Origin of the sequence: Mycobacterium simiae, from assembly GCF_010727605.1 — a bacterium.
In the GTDB taxonomy this organism is placed as follows: domain Bacteria; phylum Actinomycetota; class Actinomycetes; order Mycobacteriales; family Mycobacteriaceae; genus Mycobacterium; species Mycobacterium simiae.
On the sequence record NZ_AP022568.1, the window covers coordinates 4836017 to 4860865 of the forward strand.

Genomic DNA, 24849 nt, shown 5'->3' on the forward strand with positions numbered 1-24849 from the left:
GAGACGCTGCCCAGGTGCGTGCGAGCCGAATCCGGATCGTCGGCGTGTTGGCCGGTTGCCTGGCCGATCTCGCGGTGGGGGATCCGCGACGAGGGCATCCGGTCGCCGGATTCGGGCACACCGTGGCGCAACTCGAGCGGTTGACGTATCGCGACAGCAGGCTCGCCGGAGCGCTGCAGGTAAGCCTTGCGGTCGGCGCGGTCGGTGCGCTGGGCACGGCCGCGCAACGAAGCGTCGCTCGTAGCCCGCTGTGGTCGATCGCCGCCACGGCCGCGGCCACCTGGATGGCACTGGGTGGAACATCCTTGGCCCGCACCGGCCGCCAGATGGCGCAGCTGCTCGACCGCGACGACGTCGAAGGCGCGCGGCAACTGCTGCCGTCGCTGTGTGGACGCGACCCCGACCGGCTGGACCGCGCCGGGCTGATCAGGGCGGCGCTGGAGTCCGTCGCCGAGAACACTTCCGACGCGCAGGTGGCGCCGTTGCTGTGGGCGAGCGTGGGCGGGGTGCCCGCCGTGCTGGTATACCGCGCGGTCAACACCCTGGACGCGATGATCGGCCACCGCTCGCCGCGCTACCTCCGGTTCGGTTGGGCGGCAGCACGATTGGATGATCTGGCAAATTATGCCCCGGCTCGGGTGACCGCGGCGCTGGCGGTTTTGTGCGCGCCGCTCGTCGGGGGATCGCCGTCGGCCACCGTGCGCGCCTGGCACCGCGACGCGGCCCGCCATCCCAGCCCGAACGCCGGAGTCGTCGAGGCGGCGTTCGCCGGGGCGTTGGGGGTGCGGTTGGGCGGCCCCACGCACTATCACCACGAGTTGCAGATTCGCCCCACCCTCGGCGACGGCCGTCGGCCCGGCGCCGGAGACCTGCGCCGGGCGGTGGTGCTGTCGCGGCTGGTGCAGCTGGCGGCCGCCCTGAGCGTTGCGGCGGCCACGCATACGCTCGGCACCGGCAAAATGGGCTAGCGCCGCCGGCCGTAGCGGTCGGCGAGTTTCTCCTCGACCGTCATCGGCGCCTCGGCCTGTTGCTTGTGCTGACGGCGCGCCCGGATTTCCGAGTAGGCAAAGTAGCCCAGCCCGATCGGCGCCAGGATGCCGAATGAGATCCACTGGATGCCGTAGGACAGAAACGGCCCCGCGTCGAGGTGCGGCACACCGATGACGCCGAGGACGCCCGGCTGGTTTTCGACCAGCTGCAGATACGACCCGGTCAGCGGCTCCTTCGTCAGCACCGAGATCTGTTGGGTGTTGATCGAATACACCTGCTGCACACCGTCTCTGGAGAAGGGCTCCTTGTCGCGCACCAGCGGCTCGGAGTCGCGTAGCCGCGCCGTGATGGTCACGGTGTCCTGCGGCGGGCGCGGGATCGGCGGCACGTGCGAACCCGGCTCGGGACGCACGTACCCCCGGTCGACGAGGACGGTCGGGCCGTCGTCGACGACGAACGGCACCAGCACCTCGAAGGCCTGATCGCCCTCGATCGCGCGCAACCGGGCCAGCACCTCGACGTCGGCCAGATAATGCCCTGTCGCGGTGACCCGGCGCCATTGGTCGGCCGGCGCGGACGAATCCTGCTGGGGTAGAAGGGTTTTCAGTGGCACCGGGGCGGTGTTGAGCGAGGTTTCGATCTGATGGTTCTCCCGCGACGTACGACTGTTCTTGCCCAGCTGCCATGGCGCCAGCACCATGAAGCACAGGTAGGTGAACGCGACGACCACCAGGATCAGCGCTATCCAACCCGGCCGGAGCAGGAAGGCCAGGCGCGACCGGATGTTAGGCATCACCGTGCCCGTTTTCCGCTAACCGCTCGTCCACCCAGGCGTGCAGCCCGGGCAAGGCGGCCTCGATGACGGCCAGCACGTCCTCGAAGTCGGCCGGGTCGCCGTAGTACGGGTCCTCGACGTCGAGGGCGTAGGCCCCCGACCGCGGGTCGAACGAGCGCAGCATCCGGATCCGGTCGGGGTCGACACCCAGCTGCTGCAGGATCCGAAGATGGTTGCGGCCCAACGCCACCACCAGATCGGCGTTGAGGTGGTCGTCGTCGACCTGCACGGCGCAGTGATCGGTGGCATAGCCGTGCGCCCGCAGCACCCCGGCGGCGCGCTCGTCGGCGCAGCTGCCGACATGCCAGTTGCCGGTGCCCGCGCTGGTCACCCGCACCGCGTCGGCCAGACCGCGCTGGCGCAGTTGGTGGGCGAACATCTTCTCGGCCATCGGCGAGCGGCAAATGTTGCCGGTGCACACGAACGTCACATGCAAAGGCTTAGACACCCAGCGCCCTCCGGAGCTCGGCGACGGTCGCGGCGTGTGTGACGCCGGTCGTGGCGGTGCCGTCGGCGAAGTCGGCCTGGCCGTAGCCCCAACCGACGACGACGGTGTCGATGCCGTGCGCGGCGGCCCCGTCGACGTCGTGGCTGCGGTCGCCGACCATCAGCACCCGCTCGGGCAGCGGCTGCAGCTGGGCCAGCGCGTGGGCCAGGACCTCCTGCTTGCTGCGGCGTGAGCCGTCCGGGCAGGCCCCGGCGATCACCTCGAAATACTGGTCGAGGTCGAAATGGGCGAGGATGCGCTGTGCCGTCGGTTCCAGCTTCGAGGTGGCCACAGCCAGCCGCACGCCGGCGGCCCGCAGATCGGCCAGCAGCGTCTCGATCCCCTCGAACAGCGTGTTGATGGCCCAGCCCCGCGCGCCGTATTCGGCCCGAAACGCCGCGAACGCCGCATCGGCGTCCTCGCCCAGCCCCAGCGCGTGAAACGTTTCGTCCATCGGCGGTCCGACGATGCGGGCGACCAGATCACCCTCGGGAACTGGGGCGCCGATGTCGCTGAGCGCGTGCAGGAAGCTGGCGACGATGCCTTCGGCGGAATCGGTCAGCGTGCCGTCGAGGTCGAAGATCACCAGCTGAGGCGCCTGCCCGTCGGCCGAAACTGCTCCTGTCACGGTCCCATTCTCCTAGATGGCGAGGGGCCCGGCATCCAGGGTCAGGAGATCGGCCGGGCCCCGGGTCGGCCCGGGCAGCGGCCGGGTTCGCCGGCTGGCGCGGGCGCACTAGTGTTTCACGGATGGCGAGTCCGGATCCGAGCCCGCTTGCGATGGGGCGCTATCACGGTGATCAGGCCGCCGCGCCGGGGATGCTGGACTTCGCGGTCAACGTCCGTCACTCCCGGCCGCCGCAGTGGTTGACCGAGCGGCTGGCGGCGCGGCTGCCGGACCTGGCCCGCTACCCGAGCATCGACGACGTGCGCCGGGCGCAGGACGCCGCCGCCGCGCGGCACGGCCGAGCGCGCGAGGAGGTGCTGCCGCTGGCCGGGGCGGCCGAGGGGTTCGCGTTGCTGCCCAACCTGCTGCCCACGCTGGCAGCGATCATCGCGCCCGCGTTCACCGAGCCGGCCGTGGCGCTGAGCGCCGCCGGCGTACCCGTGCACCACGTCGTTCTCGAGCCGCCGTTCGGGCTCGACGGCGCGCTCGAGGCCGGGCGGGTGCCGCCGGACGCCGACCTCGTCGTGGTCGGCAATCCGACCAACCCGACCTCGGTGCTGCACCGCCGTGCACAGCTGCTGGCCCTGCGTCGGCCGGGACGGATCCTGGTGGTCGACGAGGCTTTCGCCGATTCGATTCCCGGCGAGCCGGAATCGCTGGCCGCCGAGCCGCTGCCCGACGTGCTGGTGCTGCGCAGCCTGACCAAGTCCTGGGCGCTGGCCGGCCTGCGCGTGGGCTATGCCTTAGGCGTCCCCGAGCTGTTGGCGCGGTTGACCTGCCGGCGTGCGCACTGGCCGGTCGGCACGCTGCAGCTGACCGCGATCGCGGCGTGCTGCGCGGCCGACGCGGTCGCCGCCGCGGCGGCCGACGCGGCACGGCTGGTCCGGCTGCGCGCCGAGATGGCTGACGGGCTGGCCGCACTGGGCGCCGAGGTGGTCGACGGTGCGGCCCCATTCCTACTGTTCCGCAGCCCCGATGCGGTTCGGATCCGAAATCACTTGCAGAACAAGGGGATTGCCGTACGCCGCTGTGACACCTTCGTCGGTTTGGACGAGCAGTACCTGCGAGCCGCGGTCCGGCCGGAGTGGCCGCTGCTGGTCCAGGCGATCGCGCAGTGCGTGCCGGTATCGCACGGGAGGCGCCGGTGAGGGTACGGCTGTTCGATGTCATCGCGGTGCTCGACGAGGCCTACCCACCGCGGCTGGCCCGATCGTGGGATTCGGTCGGGCTGGTGTGCGGCGACCCCGGTGACCTGCTCGAGTCGGTCACGATCGCCGTCGACGCCACGCCGGCGGTGGTCGACGAAGTCCCCGAGGCCGGGCTGCTGCTGGCGCATCACCCGTTGCTGCTGCGCGGCGTAGACACGGTCGCGGCCAGCACCCCCAAAGGGGCGCTGGTACACCGGCTGATCCGGACCGGCCGCTCGCTGTTCACCGCGCACACCAATGCCGACTCCGCGAACCCCGGTGTCTCCGACGCGCTGGCGCAGGCCCTTGGCCTGTCCGTCGAAGCCGCGCTCGAACCCGCCTGCGGGCCAGGTGATCTCGACAAATGGGTGATCTATGTGCCGCGGGAGAACGCCGCGGCGGTGCAAGCCGCCATGTTCGACGCGGGCGCCGGCCACATCGGCGACTACTCACACTGCAGCTGGAGCGTCAGCGGCATCGGGCAATTCTTGCCGCTCGACGGCGCCAACCCGGCGATCGGCAGCGTCGGCGCCGTCGAGCGCGTCGAGGAGGACCGCTTCGAGGTGGTGGCGCCCGCGCGGGCCCGGGCCGCGGTGTTGGCGGCGATGCGCGCCGCCCATCCCTACGAGGAGCCCGCGTTCGACATCTTCGCCCTGGTGCCGCCGCCCGGCGATACCGGACTGGGCCGCATCGGCACGCTGACACAGCCGGAACCGTTGCGGGCCTTCGTCGCCCGCGTCAATGCCGCGCTGCCGCGGACGTCCTGGGGGGTGCGGGCCGCCGGCGACCCGGATCGAATGGTGTCGAGGGTCGCGGTGTGCGGCGGCGCCGGGGATTCGCTGCTGAGCGTCGTCGCCCGCGCCGACGTGCAGGCCTACCTCACCGCCGATCTGCGTCATCATCCCGCCGACGAGCATCGCCGGGCCTCCGAGGTGGCGCTGATCGACGTGGCGCACTGGGCCAGCGAGTTCCCGTGGTGCGCACAGGCCGCCGGGGTACTGCGGTCCCGCTTTGGGGCTGCGCTTGAGGTGCGCGTGTCCACCATCCGCACCGACCCGTGGAATCTCGGGCATGGCGGATCCAACTCTTGTGGAGATCAGTCATGAAAGCTGAAGTAGCACAGCAGCGTTGGCTGCTGGAACTGTCCGAACTGGATGCCGAGCTGACTCGGGTCGCGCACCGCGCCACCCGGCTGCCCGAGCGTGCCGCCATCGAGCGGATGCGCGGTGAACACGACGCCGCCAACGACCGGATGGGTGCCCTGCGCATCGCGCTGGAGGATCTGGACGCGCAGGTCTCCCGGTACGAGTCGGAGATCGCGTCGGTGCGCCAGCGAGAGGACCGCGATCGAGCGTTGCTCGCGTCGGGGGCCACCGACGCCAAGCAGCTGACCGACCTGCAGCACGAGCTGGATACCCTGATGCGGCGTCAGGCCAGCCTGGAGGATTCGCTGCTGGAAGTCATGGAACGCCGCGAGGAACTGCAGGCCCAACTGGACACCGAACACGGTGTGGTCGAAGCGCTGCAAGCAGATTTGGCCAGCGCGCAGCAGGCGCTCGACGCCGCGCTCGCCGAAATCGAAGAGAGCCGCAGCGATCTCGCATCCCGGCGCGACCGGTTGGCCGCGGACCTGGACCCCGCCCTGAGTGCTCTCTACGAACGACAGCGGGCCGGGGGAGGCCCGGGTGCGGGGCCGTTACTCGGACACCGGTGCGGCGCCTGCCGCATCGAGATCGATCGCGGTGAAATGGCCCGCATCTCCGCGGCCGCCGACGACGACGTGGTGCGCTGCCCGGAATGCGGGGCAATTCTGTTGCGGGTCAAGGCGGTCGGACGATGAAGGTGATCGTCGAGGCCGACGGCGGATCCCGCGGCAACCCCGGCCCGGCCGGCTACGGCGCGGTGGTGCACAGCGCCGACCGCGCGACCGTGCTGGCCGAAAGCATGCAAGCCATCGGCCGGGCGACCAACAACGTCGCCGAATACCGCGGCCTGATCGCCGGTTTGGAAGACGCCGCGCGGCTGAATGCCAACGAAGTCGACGTCTGCATGGATTCCAAGCTGGTGGTCGAGCAGATGTCCGGGCGCTGGAAGGTCAAGCACCCCGCCCTCGCCGAGCTACACGCCCAGGCGCGCAGGCTGGCCGCGCGATTCGACCGGATCACCTATACCTGGATCCCGCGCGAACGCAACAAACATGCCGATCGGCTGGCCAACGAAGCGATGGACGCCGCCGCCGAGATCGACACCGAGACCCGCGAGGCCGCGACCGCCGATGCCGCGGCCCCCGAGACCGCCGAAACGGGAGCGCAAACCATTGCGCCCCAAGCACTGTCATCACCGGGCTGGACCGGTGCGCGCGGTCACCCGACCCGGCTGCTGTTGCTGCGACACGGGCAGACCGAGCTGTCGGTGCAACGCCGCTACTCGGGGCGGGGGAACCCGGAACTGACCGAGCTGGGGCGCCGGCAGGCGCAGGCGGCCGCGCGCTACCTGGCCGCCCGCGGCGGTATCGCCGCGGTGATCTCCTCGCCGCTGCAACGCGCCTACGACACCGCGACGGTGGCCGCCAAGGCGCTGGGCCTGGACGTGGCCGTGGACGACGACTTGATCGAGACCGATTTCGGTGTCTGGGAAGGGTTGACGTTCGTCGAGGCCGCCGAGCGCGATCCCGAGCTGCACACCCGCTGGCTGCGCGATACCAGCACGGCGCCGCCCGGCGGTGAGAGCTTCGATGCCGCACTCGAGCGGGTCCGCCGGGCGCGGGATCGCATCACTGCCGACTATCCCGGTGCCACGGTGCTCGTCGTCTCGCACGTGACGCCGATCAAGATGCTGCTGCGAATGGCATTGGACGCCGGACCCGGGATCCTATACCGGCTGCACCTTGACCTGGCATCGCTGAGTATCGCCGAGTTCTATTCGGACGGCGCATCGTCGGTGCGACTGGTGAATCAGACCGGCTATTTGTAGCCGCGAACGAGCCACCCGCTTGCCGCCGCCGGCTGACCTCATCGGAGGAGTCGATTCCCGCGGACCTGCGGGCGCTGGTGAGGCCGCGCCGGCTGGCCTCGCGCACAGGCCGCTGGCCAGGAAATTCGCCAGCGAGTACGGTGTTCGTGCGGACGAGTTGGCCGGGCGGCCGCGGCTCGCGCTCTTCGAGGCGACGGGTCGAGGAAAGTCCGGACTTCACAGAGCAGGGTGATTGCCAACAGCAATCCGAGGTGACTCGCGGGAAAGTGCCACAGAAAACAGACCGCCACCCTCGCGGTGGTAAGGGTGAAACGGTGCGGTAAGAGCGCACCAGCACCCCGGGTGACCGGGGTGGCTCGGCAAACCCCACCCGAAGCAAGGTCAAGAAGGCCGCACCGAAAGGTGCGGTCGCGCAGGCGATTGAGGGTTGCTCGCCCGAGCCTGCGGGTAGACCGCTCGAGGCACCCGGCGACGGTGTGTCCAGATGGATGGTCGCCACCGTGCCGCCGTTGGCTATGCCGCGGCGGCGGGGCACAGAATCCGGCTTACAGGCCAACTCGTCCGCCCGCCGCGTCAGCGTGCCTTCTTCACCGCCTTGTCGAGCTTGCGCAACGCCCGGTCGAGCTGCGCGCGGCAACGCTCGGCCAGGTCGGACTCCTGCTGGTAGAGCAGTCCGTAGGTGAAGGTGTCTTCGCCCGCGGCGTGGGCGGCGTCGGCCTGCTGAGCCAGGTGCTCGCGGCTGACCACGCTGTCTTGATGATCGCCGAGCAACGACTGGATGGCCTTGGCCTCCTTGGACACGTCGTCCGCGCCGGTGGCCGCCGCGGTGTAGCGAAGTCGCTTGGCGCGCTTACGGATTACGTGCAGCGCCTCATCATGGTCATGCTCTTCGTCGTGCTCTTCGTCGTGCTCTTCGTCGTGCTCAGCGTCGGCCTCGACGTCAGGACCCGCGTCGGGGCCGTGCTCCTCCGGCGTGGCCTGCTCCAATTCCGCGGCGGCCTTTGCGGCCTTGCGGACCTTCTTGTAGGCGGTGTCGATCGTCACCGCCGGCTTGCCGCCGGCCGCGGCGGTGAAACCCTCGGCCACGATCGCATCGAGCGCGTCGAGCACCCGGAAGTAGCGCTGCGAGCGCATCGCGATCAGCGATCGCCGCAAGCCGGCCTGATACCGGCGCTTGGCACCCTCCACCAGGCGTTCCCGCACCGGGCCCCGCACCAGCTCCGGTGCCAGCCGGTCCAGCTCCTGCTGATAGCGCTGCTCGAGCACCTCGGCGTCGCGGGCCACGCCCAGCACACCGGCGAGTTCGCGCAACTCGTCGAGCACCCAGGTGTAGGACCAGTCGTCGGAGACGCCCAGCGCCGCTTGAGCATCCTTGAGCAGGCTGCGGATCTTGCGAGTGGTGACCCGCATTTGGTGCACGGCATCGAAAACGTCGGCGCGCACGGCCCGATCCCACACCAACAACTCTTCGACCTGCTCGGCCACCGCGCGCTGCACCGGGTCTTCGGGCGGCTTGGTGGTCGGCTTCGCCTCGGCGGACTGCACCGCCGAGAGCACACGCGCGAGCTTGGACCCGTGGCCGGCCGGCTGGGCGCCGGCATCCAGGAGCCGGTTGCTCAACCGCTGCAGCAGCTCGGCATCGGTTGTCCCGCTTGACTCGTCGAGCTCCAGCTCCCACTCGCGCCACTCTTGCTCGACCGGCCCCGAGCCGAGGCCGTCGGTCGCGCCCGCCGACCAGGCGCGCACGTGATCGTTGGAGAACTCGGCAAACGGAGCGCCGTCCACGCCGTAGAGAACCTGGCTTTCACGCTCCGTGGTGATCCGGGCGACCGGTTTGAGCGGGCGGTCCCGAACGATGGCCAGCACCACGTCCAGTAACTCACCGGGGACGCTGTCGTCGTCGGCGGACCCCAACGGGGCGCGGACCTCCGTGCGGGCGTCCGGCCCGGCCGGCAGCTTCAGGTGCCAGCCGGCGTCGTGGCCACCGGTGCGGCGCCGCAACGTGATCTTGTTGCGCGCCAGGTCCTGCGTCTGCGTGTCGAAATACACCGCGTCCAGCGACTGCGTCGGCAACTTCTCCACCCGCGCCACCGCGGCTATGCCTTCAAACGACGGCGTGACCGTGGATTCGAGGACGTCGAACTTGCGCTCCACCTCCAGATGGCGCGACGTTTCTGGCATGTGTGACTCCGTAGGGGCGCGTCGACGCCGACTCAGTGGGTGACCGACGCTCGTCGGCGAGTTTCCATAGCCTGCCACATCGGGGTGAACGCCCCGCCTAGGTGACTGCGCGGGTGACTACGGGGGCGGTGGTGGCGGCGGCGTGTCTTCGGGCAGCGGAGCGTAGTCCGCCGGGGGCGGCACGTAGCGCTGGACGGTGTCGGCGATAGTGGCGCACCCGCTGACCGACACCCGTCGGCCGGCGCCGACGCAGACGGTGGCGTCGGGCCGCCCGGCAGCGAGATTGGCGATCAGCTAAAGGAGTACATGGATGCCAACCCGCAGGCGCATGCCGATCTGGAAGCAATTCGCCAGCCGCTCACCGATTTCCACGATCGGTGCCAGTGACGAGCGGCTACATCAGAAGCAGTGTTCGTCGGCGGGGAATACTCCGCCGGCCACTTCCTGCGCGTATTGGGTAGCAGCGCGGCGCAATTCGTCGCCGATGTGCGCGAACCGCTTGACGAACCGCGCCGTCTTGCCGCCGCTCATACCGGCCATGTCCTGCCAGACCAGCACCTGCGCGTCGCAGTTGGGTCCGGCACCGATCCCGATGGTCGGGATGGTCAGCTTGCCGGTGATCTGGGTGGCCAATTCGGCCGGCACCATCTCCATCACGACGGAGAACGCGCCGGCTTCCGCGACGGCGATCGCGTCATGGACGGTCTGCTCGGCGGCGTCACCGCGCCCCTGCACTCGAAAGCCGCCGAGGCTGTTCACGCTCTGCGGGGTGAAGCCGATGTGCGCCATCACGGGGATGCCCGCCGCGGTCAGGCAGGCGATCTGCTCGGTCACCCGCTCGCCGCCCTCCAGCTTGACGGCGTGCGCGCCGGCCTCCTTCATGAACCGAGTGGCGGCGGCCAGCGCGGCGGCGGGTCCGGCCTCGTAGCTGCCGAATGGCAGGTCGGCGACGACGAGCGCGTGCGGGGCGCCGCGCACGACACCGCGCACCAGGGGGATCAGCTCGTCAATGGAGACCGGCACCGTGGTGTCGTAGCCGTAGACGACATTGGCGGCCGAATCGCCGACCAACAGGACCGGGATGCCGGCCTCGTCGAAGATGCGGGCAGTCGAATAGTCGTAGGCCGTGAGCATCGCCCACTTCTGGCCTTCGGCCTTCATCTTCTGCAGGTGGTGAATGCGGGTCTTGGCGCGCGGCGCTTGGCTGGCCTCACGCGAACCGTCGGCACCATAAACGTTCTGTTCAGACATCATCGTCCCTAGTGGTGGTCGCTTCGATCCTCGTGGCCGGATTCGGTCCCCGGGTTCGACTGACCTCAACGATTCTGCCACCTCGGCCCCGCGGTTGCACCGGTGCGGCAGTGTGAGACATACCATTCTCCGCATGCAGCGGCTCACCGGGCTGGACGCGAGTTTCCTGTATCTGGAGACGCCGACACAGCCGCTGCACGTGTGCTCGATCCTCGAGCTGGACACCTCAACGATGCCCGACGGATACACCTTTGGCCGGCTGCGTGACGCGTTGGAGCTGCGGCTGGCGGCGATGCCGGAGTTCCGAGAGAAGCTCGCCGACAATCCGCTGAATCTCGATCATCCGGTCTGGGTGGACGACAAGGACTTCGACGTCGACCGCCACCTGCATCGCATCGCGCTGCCGCCGCCCGGCGGTCGGGCCGAACTGTCGGAGATCTGCGGTCACATCGCATCCCTGCCGCTGGACCGCGGGCGGCCGCTGTGGGAGATGTGGGTCATCGAAGGGGTGGCCGGCACCGACTGTCACCGGGGCGGCCGGTTGGCGGTGATGACCAAGGTGCACCACGCCGGCGTGGACGGCGTCACGGGCGCCAACCTGATGTCGAAGTTGTGCAGCACCGAACCCGACGCCCCCACACCCGAGCCCGCCGCCGGTGTGGGCGGGGCCAGCGGCTGGCAGATCGCCGGGGGCGGGCTGGTCCGATGGGCCAGCCGGCCGCTGCAGCTGGCCGCCCTGCTGCCCGACACGGTGTCCTCGGTGGTCTCAACGCTGCGCAAAGCACGCGACGGCCAGACGATGGCGCGTCCATTCGCGGCGCCGCGATCGGCCTTCAACGGCAAGATCACCGGCCGGCGCAACATCGCTTATTCGGAGTTGGACCTCGACGACATCAAGAAGGTGAAGAACCACTTCGGGGTCAAGGTCAACGACGTGGTGATGGCGCTGGTCTCGGGAGTGCTTCGGCAATACCTGTCCCAACGCAACGCCTTACCCGACTCATCGCTGGTGGCCATGGTGCCGGTGTCGGTGCACGGCAAGTCGGACCGGCCGGGCCGTAACAAGGTGTCGGGCATGTTCGCCACCCTGCACACCGAACTGAGTGATCCCGTGCAACGGCTGAAGGCCATTGCCGACGCGAATTCGGTGGCCAAGCAACATAGTTCGGCGATCGGCGCCACGCTGTTGCAGGACTGGACGCAGTTTGCGGCGCCCGCGGTGTTCGGGATCGCGATGCGGCTGTATGCCAGCTCGCGGTTGACCGAGACGATGCCGGTGCACAACCTGGTGGTGTCCAACGTGCCCGGTCCGCAGGCGCCGCTGTACCTGCTGGGTTGCGAAGCCAAGGCGATGTTTCCGCTGGGGCCGATCTTTCACGGCTCCGGGCTCAACATCACCGCCATGTCATTGCACGGCACGCTGAACATCGGGCTGATCTCCTGCCCGGAACTCTTGCCCGACCTGTGGGAGATGGCCGACGAGTTCACTGTCGGCCTGGAAGAACTGCTAGTAGCCGCGCGCTAGCGGGCACGCGCCGGCCGCTCACGAAAGTCTCAGGATCTCTCTGGCAGCATATGTTGGCATGGGTCTGACTCGCCGCGGCAAGGCCGCGCGCATGTTGCTGGTCTCGACGGCGATCGCTGCCGTCGCGCTGCTGGTGGGCGGCTGCACGCACGTCGTCGGCGGGCACCCGCTGATGGCGGGACCCAAGCTGGGGCAGCCGGTCGAGTGGACGCCGTGCCGGGTTGCCAGCGGTTCGGTGAAGCTACCCGGCGGCGCACTGTGCGGCAGGCTCGCGGTGCCCGTCGATTACAACCAACCCGGGGGTGACGTCGCCACGCTGGCGATGATCCGGTTCCCGGCGACCGGCGACAAGCTCGGCTCGCTGGTGATCAACCCCGGTGGCCCTGGTGAGTCCGGCATCGATGCCGCGCTCAGTGTGCTGCAATCGCTGCCCAAGCGGGTCCGCGAGCGGTTCGACCTGGTCGGTTTCGATCCGCGCGGGGTGGGGTCGTCGCGGCCGGCGATCTGGTGTAACTCCGACGCCGACAACGACCGGCTGCGCACCGAGCCGAACGTCGACTACAGCCCGGCCGGCGTGTCCCACATCGAGGACGAGACCAAACAATTCGTCGGCCGCTGCGTGGACAAAATGGGCAAGAACTTTCTCGCCAACGTCGGGACGGTCAGCGTCGCCAAGGATTTGGACGCCATCCGCGCGGCGCTCGGCGACGACAAGCTGACCTACCTCGGCTACTCCTACGGCACCCGGATCGGCGCGGCCTACGCCGAGGCTTTCCCACAGAAGGTGCGGGCCATGATCCTGGACGGCGCCGTCGACCCCAATGCCGATCCGATCGAAGCCGACCTGCGTCAGGCCAAGGGCTTTCAGGACGCGTTCAACGACTACGCCGCCGACTGCGCCAAGCAGCCAAGCTGTCCGCTGGGCAGCGATCCGAGTAAGGCCGTCGACGTGTACCACAGCCTGATCGACCCGATGGTGGACCCGAACAACCTATTGGTCGGCAGGCCGGTGCCCACCAAGGATCCGCGCGGCCTGAGTTACAGCGACGCCGTGGTCGGCACGATCATGGCGCTGTACTCCCCGACGCTGTGGCATCACCTCACCGACGGCCTCACCGAACTGACCGAGCATCGCGGCGACACCCTGCTGGCCCTGGCAGACATGTACATGCGCCGCGACTCGAAGGGCCACTACTCCGACGCCACCGATGCGCGGGTTGCGATCAACTGCGTCGACCAGCCGCCAATTACCGACCGCGCCAAGGTGATTGACGAGGACCGCCGCTCCCGCGAGATCGCCCCGTTCATGAGCTACGGGAAGTTCACCGGCGACGCGCCGCTGGGCACCTGCGCGTTCTGGCCGGTGCCGCCGACCAGCAAGCCGCACACCGTCTCCGCGCCCGGTCTGGTGCCGACCGTCGTGGTGTCGACCACCCACGATCCGGCGACGCCGTACAAGGCGGGCGTGGATTTGGCCAACCAGCTGCGCGGCTCGTTGCTCACCTTCGACGGCACCCAGCACACCGTGGTGTTTCAGGGTGACAGCTGCATTGACGACTATGTGACGGCGTATCTGATCGGTGGCACCACGCCACCGAACGGCGCGAAGTGCTAGCCGGCGACGACCGCTGACTCGCCGCGGCTAGCCCGCCCAGCCGTCCCGCGGCCCCCGAGCCCGCGGCGCCGAGACCAAGGCGTGACCGATTCGCGCCGTCACGGGTATGCGGGGCTGCCACGATTGACAGCCATGTCGCGCCTGAGATCGTTGAGCTCGGCGCTGCTGTCGTTAGGACTGCTGGCCGCGGGGCAACAGGCCCTGCCGATCACTCTGCCGGCGGCCGGCGCAACTCCCGAACCCGGTGCGGGCCAAACCGTGAGCCCGGCGCCGCCGGCCGCGGCGGCGCGGCAGACCTGGGGCAGTTGCGGCCAGATCCTGAGCGACAGCAGCGGCCTTTCCACCGCCCAGTGCACCACCGTGCCCGTGCCGGTGGATTACAACAATCCGACTGGGGCGCAAGCGAAGTTGGCGGTGATCCGGGTTCCTGCGTCCGGTCAGCGGATCGGGTCGCTGTTGGTCAACCCGGGTGGTCCCGGCGGTTCGGCCGTCGACATGGTGGCCGGGATCGCGCCGAACCTGCAGAACACCGACATCGGCCGCCACTTCGATCTGGTCGGATTCGATCCGCGGGGCGTGGGCCACTCCACGCCGGCGCTGCGCTGTCGCACCGACGCGGAGTTCGACGCCTACCGCACCGAGCCGATGGTCGATTACAGCTCCGCGGGCGTGTCCCACATCGAGCAGATCTACCGGCAGTTGGCTCAGGAATGCGTCAGCCGGATGGGCAAGGAATTCCTGGCCAACGCCGGCACCGCGTCCGTCGCGCGCGACATGGACATGGTGCGCCAGGCACTCGGTGAGGACCAGATCAACTATCTCGGCTTCAGCTACGGCACCGAGCTGGGCACCGCCTACCTGGAGAAGTTCGCCGATCATGTGCGGGCCATGGTGCTCGACGGCGCCATCGACCCGACGGTCGACCCGGTCCAAGAGAACATCAGCCAAACCGCGGGATTTCAAACGGCTTTCAACGATTACGCCGCGAATTGCGGCCGCTCCCCAGCCTGCCCGCTGGGCACCGACCCGACCCAGTTCGTCAACCGTTACCACGCCCTGGTCGACCCGCTCGTCGCCAAGCCGGGCCGCACGTCGGACCCGCGCGGTCTGAGCTACGCCGACGCCACCACCGGCACGATCAATGCGCTCTACACGCCGCAACATTGGAAGTACTTGACCAGCGGGCTGCTCGGCTTGCAGCGCGGCACCGACGCCGGCGATCTGTTGCTGCTGGCCGACGATTACCAGGGCCGCGACAAGCAGGGCCACTACGACAACGATCAGGACGCGTTCAACGCCGTGCGGTGTGTGGATGCCCCGGCGCCGGCCGATCCGGCCGTCTGGATCTCGGCGGACCAGAAGATCCGCCAGGCCGCGCCGTTCTTGAGCTACGGCCAGTTCACCGGTCACGCCCCTCGCGACTTGTGCGCGCTGTGGCCGGTACCCGCGACGAGCGCGCCGCACGCAACGGCACCGGTCGCGCCGGGCAAGGTAGTCGTCGTCTCGACGACGCACGACCCGGCGACGCCCTACCAATCCGGGGTGAGCCTGGCCCGCCAGCTGGGTGCACCGCTGATCACCTTCGACGGCACACAGCACACTGCGGTGCTGGGCGGCAATCAGTGCGTGGACGGCGCGGTGATCCGGTACTTCATCGCGGGGACCGTGCCGCCCGCGGGACTACAGTGCCACCCGTGATCAGCGGGTGAATGCGTCGTGCAGGCCTTGGTTGATTCGGTCTTCGGCGGTCTGATTGGGGGCTGCCGGCGGTGTCTGGCAGGTGCAGGTGAGGTCGTTGAAGGCGGGATCGGCGACGAGCGGCACCGCGCTACCGGTGCCCGGGCCCAGGGCAACCCCGACACTGATCGCTGCTATGGCTAGAACTTTGGTGATCACTGCGGTTCCTTCCTGCGAGTCCGACGCGTGTTGTAACCGTTTTAGACAGTTACGTATTTCCACGAATGTCCTGGGCGGTTTCGGTTGCCGCAAAGGGGTTCGGCGGCGGCACGATCGGGGTGTTTTCGACGGCAAGACGTAGCTCACAGCGCCCGACGGTACGGATCCGTCGCTGAACCGGCGCTGAGAGATCAATCAGAGTTTGGCCTGTAAGCGGGTGCTCGCGGTGATTTGCCCCGCCGCTCGGCGGCAACTTTGCGCCGCATATCCTGATCGGGACGAACAGGGCCGTCCCGCGATGCGCGGGGGACCGGTAAGCCGGACGGCCGGTAGCCGTCGAGACGTTGTTTGTGCTGGTGGCTGTAACCGCAGTGCCGAGTCCGTAAGCACCCGCGTAACACAGAATTAACAGCAATTGCCTAGGGTTCGCTGTATGGATCGACAGAAGGAATTCGTCCTCCGCACCTTGGAGGAACGGGACATTCGCTTCGTCCGGCTCTGGTTCACGGACGTCCTCGGTTACCTGAAGTCGGTCGCCATCGCCCCGGCCGAACTCGAGGGCGCATTCGAGGAAGGCATCGGCTTCGACGGTTCCTCGATCGAGGGCTTCTCCCGCGTCTCGGAATCCGACACCGTCGCCAACCCCGACCCGTCCACCTTCCAGGTGTTGCCCTGGGCCACGCCCAGCGGCCACCACCACTCGGCCCGGATGTTCTGCGACATCACCATGCCCGACGGCTCACCGTCGTGGGCCGATCCGCGCCACGTGCTGCGCCGTCAACTGCAGAAGGCCAACGACCTCGGCTTCTCCTGCTACGTCCACCCCGAGATCGAATTCTTTCTGCTCAAACCCGGCCCCAACGACGGAACACCGCCCGAGCCCGTGGACAACGCCGGCTACTTCGACCAGGCGATCCACGACTCCGCGTCGAACTTCCGCCGGCACGCCATCGAGTCGCTGGAATTCATGGGCATCTCGGTGGAGTTCAGCCACCACGAGGGTGCGCCCGGCCAGCAGGAGATCGACCTGCGCTTCGCCGACGCGCTGTCCATGGCCGACAACGTCATGACGTTCCGCTACGTCATCAAGGAAGTCGCGATCGAAAACGGTGCCCGCGCGTCCTTCATGCCCAAGCCATTCGGGGAGCACCCGGGTTCGGCCATGCACACCCACATGAGCCTGTTCGAGGGCGACGTCAACGCCTTCCACAGCCCCGACGATCCGCTGCAACTCTCCGACGTCGGCAAGTCCTTCATCGCGGGCATCCTCGAACACGCCTCCGAGATCAGCGCGGTCACCAATCAGTGGGTCAACTCCTACAAGCGACTGGTGCACGGTGGCGAGGCGCCGACCGCGGCGTCGTGGGGCGCGGCCAACCGGTCCGCGTTGGTGCGAGTGCCGATGTACACGCCGCACAAGACGTCGTCGCGACGGATCGAGGTGCGCAGCCCCGACTCGGCCTGCAACCCGTACCTGGCGTTTGCGGTGCTGCTGGCCGCCGGACTGCGCGGCGTCGAGAAGGGCTACGTGCTCGGGCCGCAGGCCGAGGACAACGTTTGGGACCTGACCCCCGAAGAGCGTCGCACGATGGGCTACCGCGAGCTGCCTACCAGCCTCGACAGCGCGCTGCACGCCATGGAGGCCTCGGAGCTGGTCGCGGAAACGTTGGGGGAGCATGTTTTTGACTTCTTCTTGCGCAATAAGCGCACCGAGTGGGCGAACTACCGCAGCCACGTCACTCCGTTCGAACTGAGCACCTACCTGTCGCTCTGACGCACCGGGCCGCCGGTTCATCCGAGCGGCTGGTGGCTTTGCGCTACCGTTTGGGCGTGACCAAACCCACCACCGAGCGCCCCCGGCTGCCCAGCGTCGGTCGGCTCGGTTTGGTCGATCCGCGCGCCGGTGACCGGCTGCGACAGTTGGGTTGGGCCACCCAGGACGACAAGGCGCACGTCGACCTGCTGTGGGCGTTATCGCGCGCGCCGGACCCGGATGCGGCGTTGCGGGCCCTCGTTCGGCTCTCCGAGAACCCGGACGCCGACTGGGATGAGCTCAATGCCGCCCTGCTCACCGAGCGGCCGTTACGCGGGCGGCTGTTCTCGGTACTGGGGTCGTCATTGGCGCTGGGGGACCATCTCGCCGCCAACCCGCAGTCCTGGAAGCTGCTGCGCGGCAACGTCAAATTGCCCACCCGCGACCAACTGCACCAGGCATTCATCGAATGCGTCGGCGACGCGCTGGCCGACCCAAACTCGGTGGTGCCCGCGCTGTCCACCCGGTACCGCGACCATCTGCTGGTGCTGGCCGCCCTCGACCTGGCAGCGACGGTCGAGGACGAACCGGTGCTGCCGTTTCCGGTGGTCGGCGCGCAGCTGGCGGACACCGCCGACGCGGTGCTGGCCGCGTCGCTGCGGGCCGCCGAAGCCACCGTGTGCGGCGATCGCACACCGCCGCGGCTGGCCGTCATCGCGATGGGCAAATGCGGTGCCCGCGAGCTGAACTACGTCAGCGACGTCGACATCATCTTCGTCGCCGAACAGGCCGACGCGCTGTCCACCCGGGTGGCCACCGAGATGATGCGGGTGGCGTCGACGGCCTGCTTCCAAGTGGACGCCGGGTTGCGGCCGGAGGGCCGCAGCGGCGAGCTGGTTCGCACGGTCGAGTCGCACGTCGCCTACTACAAGCGCTGGGCGAAGACCTGGGAGTTCCAGGCGCTGATGAAGGCCCGAGCCGCCGCCGGCGATGCCGAACTGGCCAAGCGATACCTGGACGAGTTGATGCCCATGGTCTGGATCGCCTGCGAGCGTGCGGACTTCGTGGGCGAAGTGCAGGCCATGCGGCGTCGGGTCGAGCAGCTGGTGCCGTCGGAGGTCCGCGCCCGCGAACTCAAGCTCGGCAGCGGCGGACTGCGCGACGTGGAGTTCGCGGTGCAGCTGCTGCAGCTGGTGCACGGCCGCAATGACGAATCGCTGCATGTGGCGTCCACGGTCGATGCCCTGGCCGCGCTGGGCGCGGGCGGGTATGTCGGCCGCGAGGACGCGGCGAACTTGACGGCCTCGTACGAGTTTCTGCGGCTGCTCGAACACCGGCTGCAACTGCAACGGCTCAAGCGCACCCACCTACTGCCGGAGGCCGACGACGAGGAGGCGGTGCGCTGGCTGGCGCGCGCGGCCCACATCCGTCCGGACGGCCGGCACGACGCGGCCGGGGTGTTGCGCGAGGAGCTCAAACACCAGAACGTGCGGGTGTCCCAGCTGCACGCCAAGCTCTTCTACCAGCCTCTGCTGGAGTCGATCGGCCCGCCGGGGCTGGAGATCGCGCACGGTATGACGGCCGAGGCGGCCGAACGTCAGCTTGCCGCACTGGGTTACGAGGGGCCGCAGACCGCGCTCAAACACATGTCGGCGTTGGTCAACCTCAGCGGTCGTCGCGGCCGCGTGCAGTCGGTGCTGCTGCCCCGGCTGCTCAACTGGATGTCCTATGCCCCGGACCCCGATGCTGGACTGCTGGCCTACCGCCGGCTGTCCGAGTCGCTGGCCGCCGAGAGCTGGTACCTGTCCACGCTGCGCGACAAGCCGGCGGTGGCCCGGCGGCTGATGCACGTGTTGGGAACGTCGACGTACGTGCCGGACCTGCTGATGCGTGCGCCGCGGGTGATCCAGGATTACGGGGACGGGCCGGCCGGCCCGAAACTGCTCGAGACCGAGCCCGAGGTGGTGGCTCGCGCGCTGGTCGCCTCGGCGGCCCGGCACCCCGATCCGGTGCGGGCCATCGCGGGCGCCCGCACCCTGCGCCGCCGTGAACTGGCCCGGATCGGATCGGCGGATCTGCTCGGCATGCTCGAGGTTCGCGAGGTGTGCAAGGCGCTGACGTCGGTGTGGGTGGCGGTGCTGCAGGCCGCGTTGGAGGCGTTGACCCGGGCCAACTTGCCCGCGGACGGCTCCAACAAAGGAAAGGCGCCGGCGGCGATCGCGGTGATCGGCATGGGCAGGTTGGGTGGGGCCGAGCTGGGCTACGGCTCCGATGCCGACGTCATGTTCGTCTGTGAGGCGGCCCACGGCGTGGACGACGCGGCCGCGGTCAAGTGGGCAACGTCGGTCGCCGAGCAGGTGCGTTCTCTGCTGGGGACGCCCAGCGTCGACCCGCCGTTAGAGGTCGACGCGAACCTGCGACCCGAGGGCCGCAGCGGGGCGCTGGTCCGCACCCTGGGGTCCTACGCCGCCTACTACGAGCAATGGGCGCAACCGTGGGAGATTCAGGCGCTGCTGCGCGCCCACGCGGTGGCCGGCGACCAGGAGTTGGGTGAGCGGTTCTTGCTGATGGCCGACAAGACGCGCTATCCCGCCGACGGGGTGTCAGCCGAAGCGGTGCACGAGATTCGGCGGATGAAGGCCCGCGTCGAATCCGAACGCCTGCCGCGCGGCGCGGATCCCAACACGCACACCAAGCTGGGTCGCGGGGGATTGGCCGACGTCGAGTGGACGGTCCAGCTGCTGCAACTGCAGCACGCGCACGACATTCCGGGCTTGCACAACACCTCGACGCTGGAGTCGCTGGACGTGATCGCCGCGACCGGGCTGGTCCCCGCCGACGAGGTGGATCTGCTGCGCCAGGCTTGGCTGACCGCCACCCGGGCCCGCAACGCGCTGGTTCTGGTCAAGGGCAAACCGACCGACCAGTTGCCCGGTCCCGGGCGTCAGCTCAACGCGGTCGCCGTCGCGGCCGGCTGGCACAACGACGACGGAAGTGAGTTCTTGGATAACTACCTGCGCGTGACACGTCGTGCAAAAGCGGTGGTACGCAAGGTGTTCGGGACTTGAGTCAGGGAGCCGGCGCGTTCGACGCGATGTTCGAGGTGCTCAGCACCGCCGAGGCTGACCGGGTGACGGGTCTCTACGCGCCGTTGGCCGATGCGGTTCGCGAACTCATCGACGCCACCATCCGCACCGAGGCCGACGACGATGCCGTCGCTCACGCGCGCACTCAGATCGAGGCCGTCACCCAGCTGCTGCGTCAACGGACCCGGCCGGTCGGAGTCACCTTTCGGGTCGGCGATCGTCCGCTGCCGTTGGGCAACGCGGCGATCGGTTTGTGCAACCCGATCGCCCCGCCGGTCGTCGTGCACCACGACGGTGACGGGCGCTGCTGGAGCGACTTCGTCCTAGGGGCGGCCTACGAGGGCCCGCCCGGCCGGGTGCACGGCGGCGTGAGCGCCCTTGTCCTCGACCACATGCTCGGCGAGGCGGCCAGTGAGGGATTGTCCCGGGCGCGCTTCACCGGAACCATCACCGTGAAGTACCTGCGCGGCACGCCGTTGGGCCCGCTTCGTTGCGAAGCCTGGATCGACCGCACCGAACGCGCCAAAGCCTTTGCGAAGGGCTTTATTTCGGATGCGGAAGGGGTGACCGTGGAGGCAGAAGGCGTCTTCATCGAACCGGCATGGGCGCGGGACATCGGATGAGGTTCTACATCAGCAGCGCGTTCCTGAATACCCGGGAGATCATCGAGATCGCCAAGGCCGCAGACGAACTCGGCTACGACGGCATCGGTATACCCGATCATGTGGTGAACCTGGAGACGCTCGACACGCCGTACCCGTACACCAAAGACGGGGAACGACGCTGGCAGCCGTTCACCGACTGGCCCGACCCGTGGGTGCTATCCGGCGCGCTGGCGCAGGTCACCACTCGGCTGCGATTCGTCACGACCGTGTACATCCCCGCGATGCGCAACCCCTACTTGGCGGCCAAAGCCATTGGCACGGCCGCGGTTTTGGCTTCGGGCCGGATCGAACTCGGTATCGGCGTCGGCTGGTGCCGCGAGGAGTTCGCATTGATGGGTGAACAATTCGACGCTCGCGGCAAACGCACCGACGAGATGATCGAGCTGATGAAGGCGCTGTGGTCGCCCGGCTGGACAGAATTCGACGGCGACTTCTACACCGCGCCGCGATTGGAGATGCAGCCGACGCCGCCGCCCATCCCGGTCTACGTCGGCGGGCTCAGCGACGCAGCACTGCGCCGGGCCGCCCGCAACGATGGCTGGATCGGCGACCTGATCAACACCGAACGCGCGCTGGAAGCGGTGGGTAAGCTGCGCGAGCTGCGCCGCGAAAAGGGTTTGACGATGGACGATTTCACCATCCTGACCCCGTTGACCGATGCCGTCACCACCGCGGATTATCGGCGTGTCGAGGAGGCCGGGGTCCAGGGCATCATCACGATGCCCTGGATGTTCTATGCCGGCCCCGATGCCTCGCTCGACGACAAGATCGACGGCATGCAGCGGTTCCGCAAGGACCTCGGACTCGACGCCTAGACGGCGAGTAACGGCGCGGCCATACTCGACGCATGCCCTTCACGGTGGTGTTCAGTAACGGCGAACCGCGCGACTATGGCGTTTTCGACAAGTATCAAGTCACCGATGCCGGTGTGCTGGTCATCGACATGCATCGCGCAGACGTCAAGCGACACTACATCGCCCCTGGCAGCTGGCTCGAGCTTGTCGAGGTGGCCGACGACAAACCTGCCAGCGCATCGCGAGGAGTGCTTGGGGTCAGACCGTGAGGTGGGCCCGCGTCGTGGCGGTGGCCGCCGCCCTCGTCGCGGCGGGCTGCGGTGGTTCACCGAATCCGACCACCGCGTCGGGAAGCAAGACCGTGACGGCCTCGGTCTCCGAGGCGACGACGACGTCGAGCGGTGTCATAGACCTGCGGGCGCTGATCCCCACTCCGGCGGGTGTCCAGCGCACGGACGGCCCGGACACCCTTGCCGACAATGGCATCGGTGACATCGGTGGCATCCATCTGCACTTCCTGGTCGCCGGGTCGCCGAGCGACGTCATGGCCGCGTACAAGGACGCCCTGGAGGGTGCGCACTGGGCGGTGACCGTGCAGAGTTCGGGTGGCAGTGGAGGCGGCGGCGGTGCGACCTACACGGGGACCAACGGAGCGGTTTACGGCGTGTTCTCCGGTGGCGGCTACGCCTCTAGCACCGATATCGACGCGTGCGCGTGGCCGGTCAAGCCGGCGAATCCCCACTGCGGCCACCACGGCTAGGCCGTCAACATGATTCGCTGACCGCACGCGGCTCTCGTGGCGGGGATGCAGACCGGCCGGACAATCGGTATCGTCATACCGTACAGCAATACCTAGCTAACTGGCGGGAGACTTCTGATGGCATCATGGCAGCACGCACTGCCGGAATTTCGAGGCGCTCTGCGCGGGCCGGTCTACACCGCCGACGACCCGGCGTACGGCGACGAGGTGGCGGTCTTCAACCTGGCAGTACGACACCGGCCGGCGGTGGTCGTCGGCGCTGCCGATGCCTGCGATGTCACCACGGCGGTGCGCTTCGCGGCCCGTCACGGGCTGAATACCGCCGTCCTCAACACTGGCCACGGACCCGTCGTGGCGGCTGACGAGGACACGTTGATGCTCAACACGCGCCGGTTGTCCTCAATTGCCATCGATGCCGAAAGGCAGACAGCGAGAGTCGAATCCGGTGTTCGATTCAGCGAACTCGTGGAAGCTGCCGCGGTGCACGGACTGGCCCCGCTGCCCGGTTCCTCGCCCGGCGTCGGCGTGGTGGGCTACACCCTCAGCGGAGGGGCCAGCCTGACGATGGGGCGCAAGTACGGCTGGGCGGCCGACCATGTCAGTTCTATCGACGTCGTCACCGCAGACGGTCAATTACATTGTGTTTCACCACTGTTCAAGCCCGAACTCTTTAGTTCCTTATTGGGCGGCAAAAGCAATTTCGGAGTCGTGGTGGCGATGGAATTCACGCTCTTTCCGGTGCGGTCGCTGTACGCGGGTGCGCTGTTCTACTCCGGTACGCACACTCTGGAGGTGTTGCAGGCCTACCGAGAACTGACCGCCTCGGCACCCGACGAGCTGACGACCGGCTTCGCGCTGCTGAACTTTCCTCCCATGCCCGGGCTTCCGCCCTTTATGCAAGGACAGCTGACCGCGTCGGTACGGGTGTCGTACGTCGGTGATGCGCATGCCGGTGCCCGGCTGATCGAGCCACTGCGCCTGGCGGCTCCGTTGTTGGCGGACACCGTAGCCAGCATTCCGTATACCCAATTCGGTTGCATCAGCAACGATCCCACCGAGCCCGCCGCCGCGGTGGAGCGGTTCGGACTGCTGCGGGAACTGACCGAAGACACCGTGAAAGCGATCGTCGATGCGGTGGGTCCGGAGTCTGGCAGCACCATCAACATTGTCGATATCCGGCATCTGCAAGGAGCTTTCGGCAAGTCCGCACCGTTTCCCAACGCGGTTGGTGCCCGCGATGCCGCTTATGCGATGTTCGGTCTGACGGTGGTGCCGCCCGGGCAAGACGTCGCGGCCTATCGAGAAGCCGGCAGCGAATTGATTGCGGCCCTTCGCCCTTGGCTGCACGACAGGTCCAGCCCGAGCTTCATCGGACCGGCCGACGCGTCCGAGGAGGGCACCAGGCGGGCCTACGATCCGGCGGTCTATGAGCAGTTGCGGTGGACCAAGGCAATGTACGACCCGGACAACAGGTTTCGGATCAACCACAATATCCGACCGAGTTTCACCGCCTAGGAACCGCAGAGCGAGCCGATCATTGGCGGTATGGCAGTACCATATAACAATGCCAGCGAGACGCCAGACCCGTCGGGCCGGCGGAGCGCGCCGGACGGCAGCCCTTGAGGCCGCCGTCCGGGTGCTGGCCGAGCGGGGTTACGAAAATGCCCGCTTCGCCGACGTTGCGCAGGTCAGCGGCGTGGCCATCAGCACGCTGCAGAACTACTTCGGCTCGCGCGAGGACATGCTGATCGAGGCCATGCGGTACGCGACCGAGGCGGAGGTCGCCGCTCTCGAAGCAGTGGCCGGGCGGGAGAAGGATCCGTGGAATCGCCTGGTAGCGATGATCGATCGCAACCTGAACACGCCCGTCGGCAACCATCAGGTGCTGGTGGAGTTCTGGCGTTCAGGAATTCGTGATGCCGAATTGCGGGACTACGGCGAGGAAGGCTGGTTCCGCTACCGGGCGCCGTTTCTGCGGACCGTGATCGAGGGTCGTGACGCCGGTGCCTTCGCGCCGGCGGTCGCTCCCGAAGATCTCGTCGATCTGTTGTTCGCCGCACTGGTCGGCGGCATGGTGCCCCGGGTGCTGCGGTTTCCCAGCCCGACGGCCGATCGATTCCGCACGGCGTTGCTGCGCCAGCTGGCCCAGATGCTGGGCCGCCCCGGATACCAGTAGTCAGCGCT

The 24849-nt window shown here is 68.4% G+C and carries 22 protein-coding genes, 1 other RNA gene and 1 pseudogene; 18 read left to right on the plus strand and 6 right to left on the minus strand.

Going from position 1 to position 24849, the window contains the following annotated elements; all coding sequences use genetic code 11:
• Positions 1 to 14 precede the first annotated feature (14 nt).
• A complete protein-coding gene (locus tag G6N33_RS22560; RefSeq protein WP_044506643.1) occupies positions 15 to 968 on the plus strand; it encodes a cobalamin biosynthesis protein in 954 nt (317 codons plus the stop codon).
• On the opposite strand, the gene G6N33_RS22565 is transcribed toward G6N33_RS22560, so the two are convergent.
• Genes G6N33_RS22565 through G6N33_RS22575 form a run of 3 tightly spaced genes read right to left on the minus strand, consistent with a single transcriptional unit; the run spans position 965 to position 2940 of the window.
• Positions 965 to 1783: an SURF1 family cytochrome oxidase biogenesis protein gene (locus G6N33_RS22565; protein ID WP_044506642.1), complete on the minus strand. Its 819-nt coding sequence runs from the start codon at positions 1781 to 1783 to the stop codon at positions 965 to 967. The genes G6N33_RS22560 and G6N33_RS22565 overlap by 4 nt on opposite strands.
• Positions 1776 to 2273 (minus strand): low molecular weight protein-tyrosine-phosphatase, encoded by a 498-nt coding sequence (locus G6N33_RS22570; RefSeq protein WP_044506641.1) that lies wholly within the window; start codon positions 2271 to 2273, stop codon positions 1776 to 1778. The genes G6N33_RS22565 and G6N33_RS22570 overlap by 8 nt, the downstream gene beginning before the upstream one ends.
• A complete protein-coding gene (locus G6N33_RS22575; protein ID WP_179962645.1) occupies positions 2266 to 2940 on the minus strand; it encodes an HAD-IA family hydrolase in 675 nt (224 codons plus the stop codon). The genes G6N33_RS22570 and G6N33_RS22575 overlap by 8 nt, the downstream gene beginning before the upstream one ends.
• Before the next feature lie 122 nt (positions 2941 to 3062).
• On the opposite strand from G6N33_RS22575, the gene cobC reads away from it, so the two are divergent.
• From cobC to rnpB, 5 genes are all read left to right on the plus strand, one after another.
• Positions 3063 to 4127: an Rv2231c family pyridoxal phosphate-dependent protein CobC gene (gene cobC / locus G6N33_RS22580; RefSeq protein ID WP_101528654.1), complete on the plus strand. Its 1065-nt coding sequence runs from the start codon at positions 3063 to 3065 to the stop codon at positions 4125 to 4127.
• On the plus strand, positions 4124 to 5272 hold the full coding sequence (locus G6N33_RS22585; RefSeq protein ID WP_101528658.1) for a Nif3-like dinuclear metal center hexameric protein: 1149 nt from the start codon (positions 4124 to 4126) through the stop codon (positions 5270 to 5272). Before cobC ends, G6N33_RS22585 begins: the two co-directional genes overlap by 4 nt.
• A complete protein-coding gene (locus G6N33_RS22590; RefSeq protein WP_044506638.1) occupies positions 5269 to 6006 on the plus strand; it encodes a zinc ribbon domain-containing protein in 738 nt (245 codons plus the stop codon). Before G6N33_RS22585 ends, G6N33_RS22590 begins: the two co-directional genes overlap by 4 nt.
• On the plus strand, positions 6003 to 7139 hold the full coding sequence (locus tag G6N33_RS22595) for a bifunctional RNase H/acid phosphatase (RefSeq protein WP_101528655.1): 1137 nt from the start codon (positions 6003 to 6005) through the stop codon (positions 7137 to 7139). Before G6N33_RS22590 ends, G6N33_RS22595 begins: the two co-directional genes overlap by 4 nt.
• A gap of 153 nt (positions 7140 to 7292) precedes the next feature.
• Positions 7293 to 7703: RNase P RNA component class A (rnpB, locus tag G6N33_RS22600), an RNA gene on the plus strand.
• A 9-nt stretch (positions 7704 to 7712) separates the two neighbouring features.
• Here rnpB and G6N33_RS22605 read toward each other — a convergent pair.
• Positions 7713 to 9320: a CYTH and CHAD domain-containing protein gene (locus tag G6N33_RS22605; protein WP_044506635.1), complete on the minus strand. Its 1608-nt coding sequence runs from the start codon at positions 9318 to 9320 to the stop codon at positions 7713 to 7715.
• 276 nt (positions 9321 to 9596) lie between these two features.
• Here G6N33_RS22605 and G6N33_RS27560 point away from each other — a divergent pair.
• Positions 9597 to 9707 (plus strand): annotated as a pseudogene (locus tag G6N33_RS27560) (hemophore-related protein); the annotation flags it as partial.
• Positions 9708 to 9719: 12 nt separating this feature from the next.
• Here G6N33_RS27560 and panB read toward each other — a convergent pair.
• The gene (panB, locus tag G6N33_RS22615) at positions 9720 to 10571 is read right to left on the minus strand and encodes a 3-methyl-2-oxobutanoate hydroxymethyltransferase (RefSeq protein WP_044511990.1); all 852 of its coding nucleotides are present in this window, start codon (positions 10569 to 10571) and stop codon (positions 9720 to 9722) included.
• A gap of 133 nt (positions 10572 to 10704) precedes the next feature.
• Here panB and G6N33_RS22620 point away from each other — a divergent pair, with 133 nt between their 5' ends.
• The 3 genes from G6N33_RS22620 (at position 10705) to G6N33_RS22630 (ending at position 15409) form a co-directional block, all read left to right on the plus strand.
• Positions 10705 to 12096: a WS/DGAT/MGAT family O-acyltransferase gene (locus tag G6N33_RS22620; protein ID WP_044506634.1), complete on the plus strand. Its 1392-nt coding sequence runs from the start codon at positions 10705 to 10707 to the stop codon at positions 12094 to 12096.
• Between the two features lie 58 nt (positions 12097 to 12154).
• Complete coding sequence (locus G6N33_RS22625) at positions 12155 to 13711, plus strand: alpha/beta hydrolase (RefSeq protein ID WP_044506632.1); 1557 nt, start codon at positions 12155 to 12157, stop codon at positions 13709 to 13711.
• Between the two features lie 123 nt (positions 13712 to 13834).
• Positions 13835 to 15409 (plus strand): alpha/beta hydrolase, encoded by a 1575-nt coding sequence (locus G6N33_RS22630; protein ID WP_101528656.1) that lies wholly within the window; start codon positions 13835 to 13837, stop codon positions 15407 to 15409.
• Here G6N33_RS22630 and G6N33_RS22635 read toward each other — a convergent pair whose 3' ends face one another.
• Positions 15410 to 15607 (minus strand): hypothetical protein, encoded by a 198-nt coding sequence (locus G6N33_RS22635; RefSeq protein ID WP_044506629.1) that lies wholly within the window; start codon positions 15605 to 15607, stop codon positions 15410 to 15412.
• A 433-nt stretch (positions 15608 to 16040) separates the two neighbouring features.
• Between G6N33_RS22635 and glnA the strand changes: the two genes are divergently transcribed.
• The 8 genes from glnA (at position 16041) to G6N33_RS22675 (ending at position 24841) form a co-directional block, all read left to right on the plus strand.
• Positions 16041 to 17381, plus strand: a complete 1341-nt coding sequence (gene glnA / locus G6N33_RS22640; protein ID WP_044506628.1) for a type I glutamate--ammonia ligase — start codon at positions 16041 to 16043, stop codon at positions 17379 to 17381.
• A 50-nt stretch (positions 17382 to 17431) separates the two neighbouring features.
• Positions 17432 to 20428: a bifunctional [glutamine synthetase] adenylyltransferase/[glutamine synthetase]-adenylyl-L-tyrosine phosphorylase gene (locus tag G6N33_RS22645; RefSeq protein WP_101528659.1), complete on the plus strand. Its 2997-nt coding sequence runs from the start codon at positions 17432 to 17434 to the stop codon at positions 20426 to 20428.
• A complete protein-coding gene (locus G6N33_RS22650; RefSeq protein WP_081661994.1) occupies positions 20425 to 21069 on the plus strand; it encodes a PaaI family thioesterase in 645 nt (214 codons plus the stop codon). The genes G6N33_RS22645 and G6N33_RS22650 overlap by 4 nt, the downstream gene beginning before the upstream one ends.
• Positions 21066 to 21926: a TIGR03619 family F420-dependent LLM class oxidoreductase gene (locus G6N33_RS22655; protein ID WP_044506624.1), complete on the plus strand. Its 861-nt coding sequence runs from the start codon at positions 21066 to 21068 to the stop codon at positions 21924 to 21926. Before G6N33_RS22650 ends, G6N33_RS22655 begins: the two co-directional genes overlap by 4 nt.
• A 32-nt stretch (positions 21927 to 21958) precedes the next feature.
• Complete coding sequence (locus G6N33_RS22660) at positions 21959 to 22174, plus strand: hypothetical protein (protein ID WP_044506623.1); 216 nt, start codon at positions 21959 to 21961, stop codon at positions 22172 to 22174.
• Positions 22171 to 22665 (plus strand): hypothetical protein, encoded by a 495-nt coding sequence (locus tag G6N33_RS22665; protein WP_044506620.1) that lies wholly within the window; start codon positions 22171 to 22173, stop codon positions 22663 to 22665. Before G6N33_RS22660 ends, G6N33_RS22665 begins: the two co-directional genes overlap by 4 nt.
• 117 nt (positions 22666 to 22782) lie before the next feature.
• Positions 22783 to 24180, plus strand: a complete 1398-nt coding sequence (locus G6N33_RS22670) for an FAD-binding oxidoreductase (RefSeq protein WP_044506618.1) — start codon at positions 22783 to 22785, stop codon at positions 24178 to 24180.
• 49 nt (positions 24181 to 24229) lie between these two features.
• The gene (locus G6N33_RS22675; RefSeq protein WP_044506617.1) at positions 24230 to 24841 is read left to right on the plus strand and encodes a TetR/AcrR family transcriptional regulator; all 612 of its coding nucleotides are present in this window, start codon (positions 24230 to 24232) and stop codon (positions 24839 to 24841) included.
• The last annotated feature ends 8 nt before the right edge of the window (positions 24842 to 24849 follow it).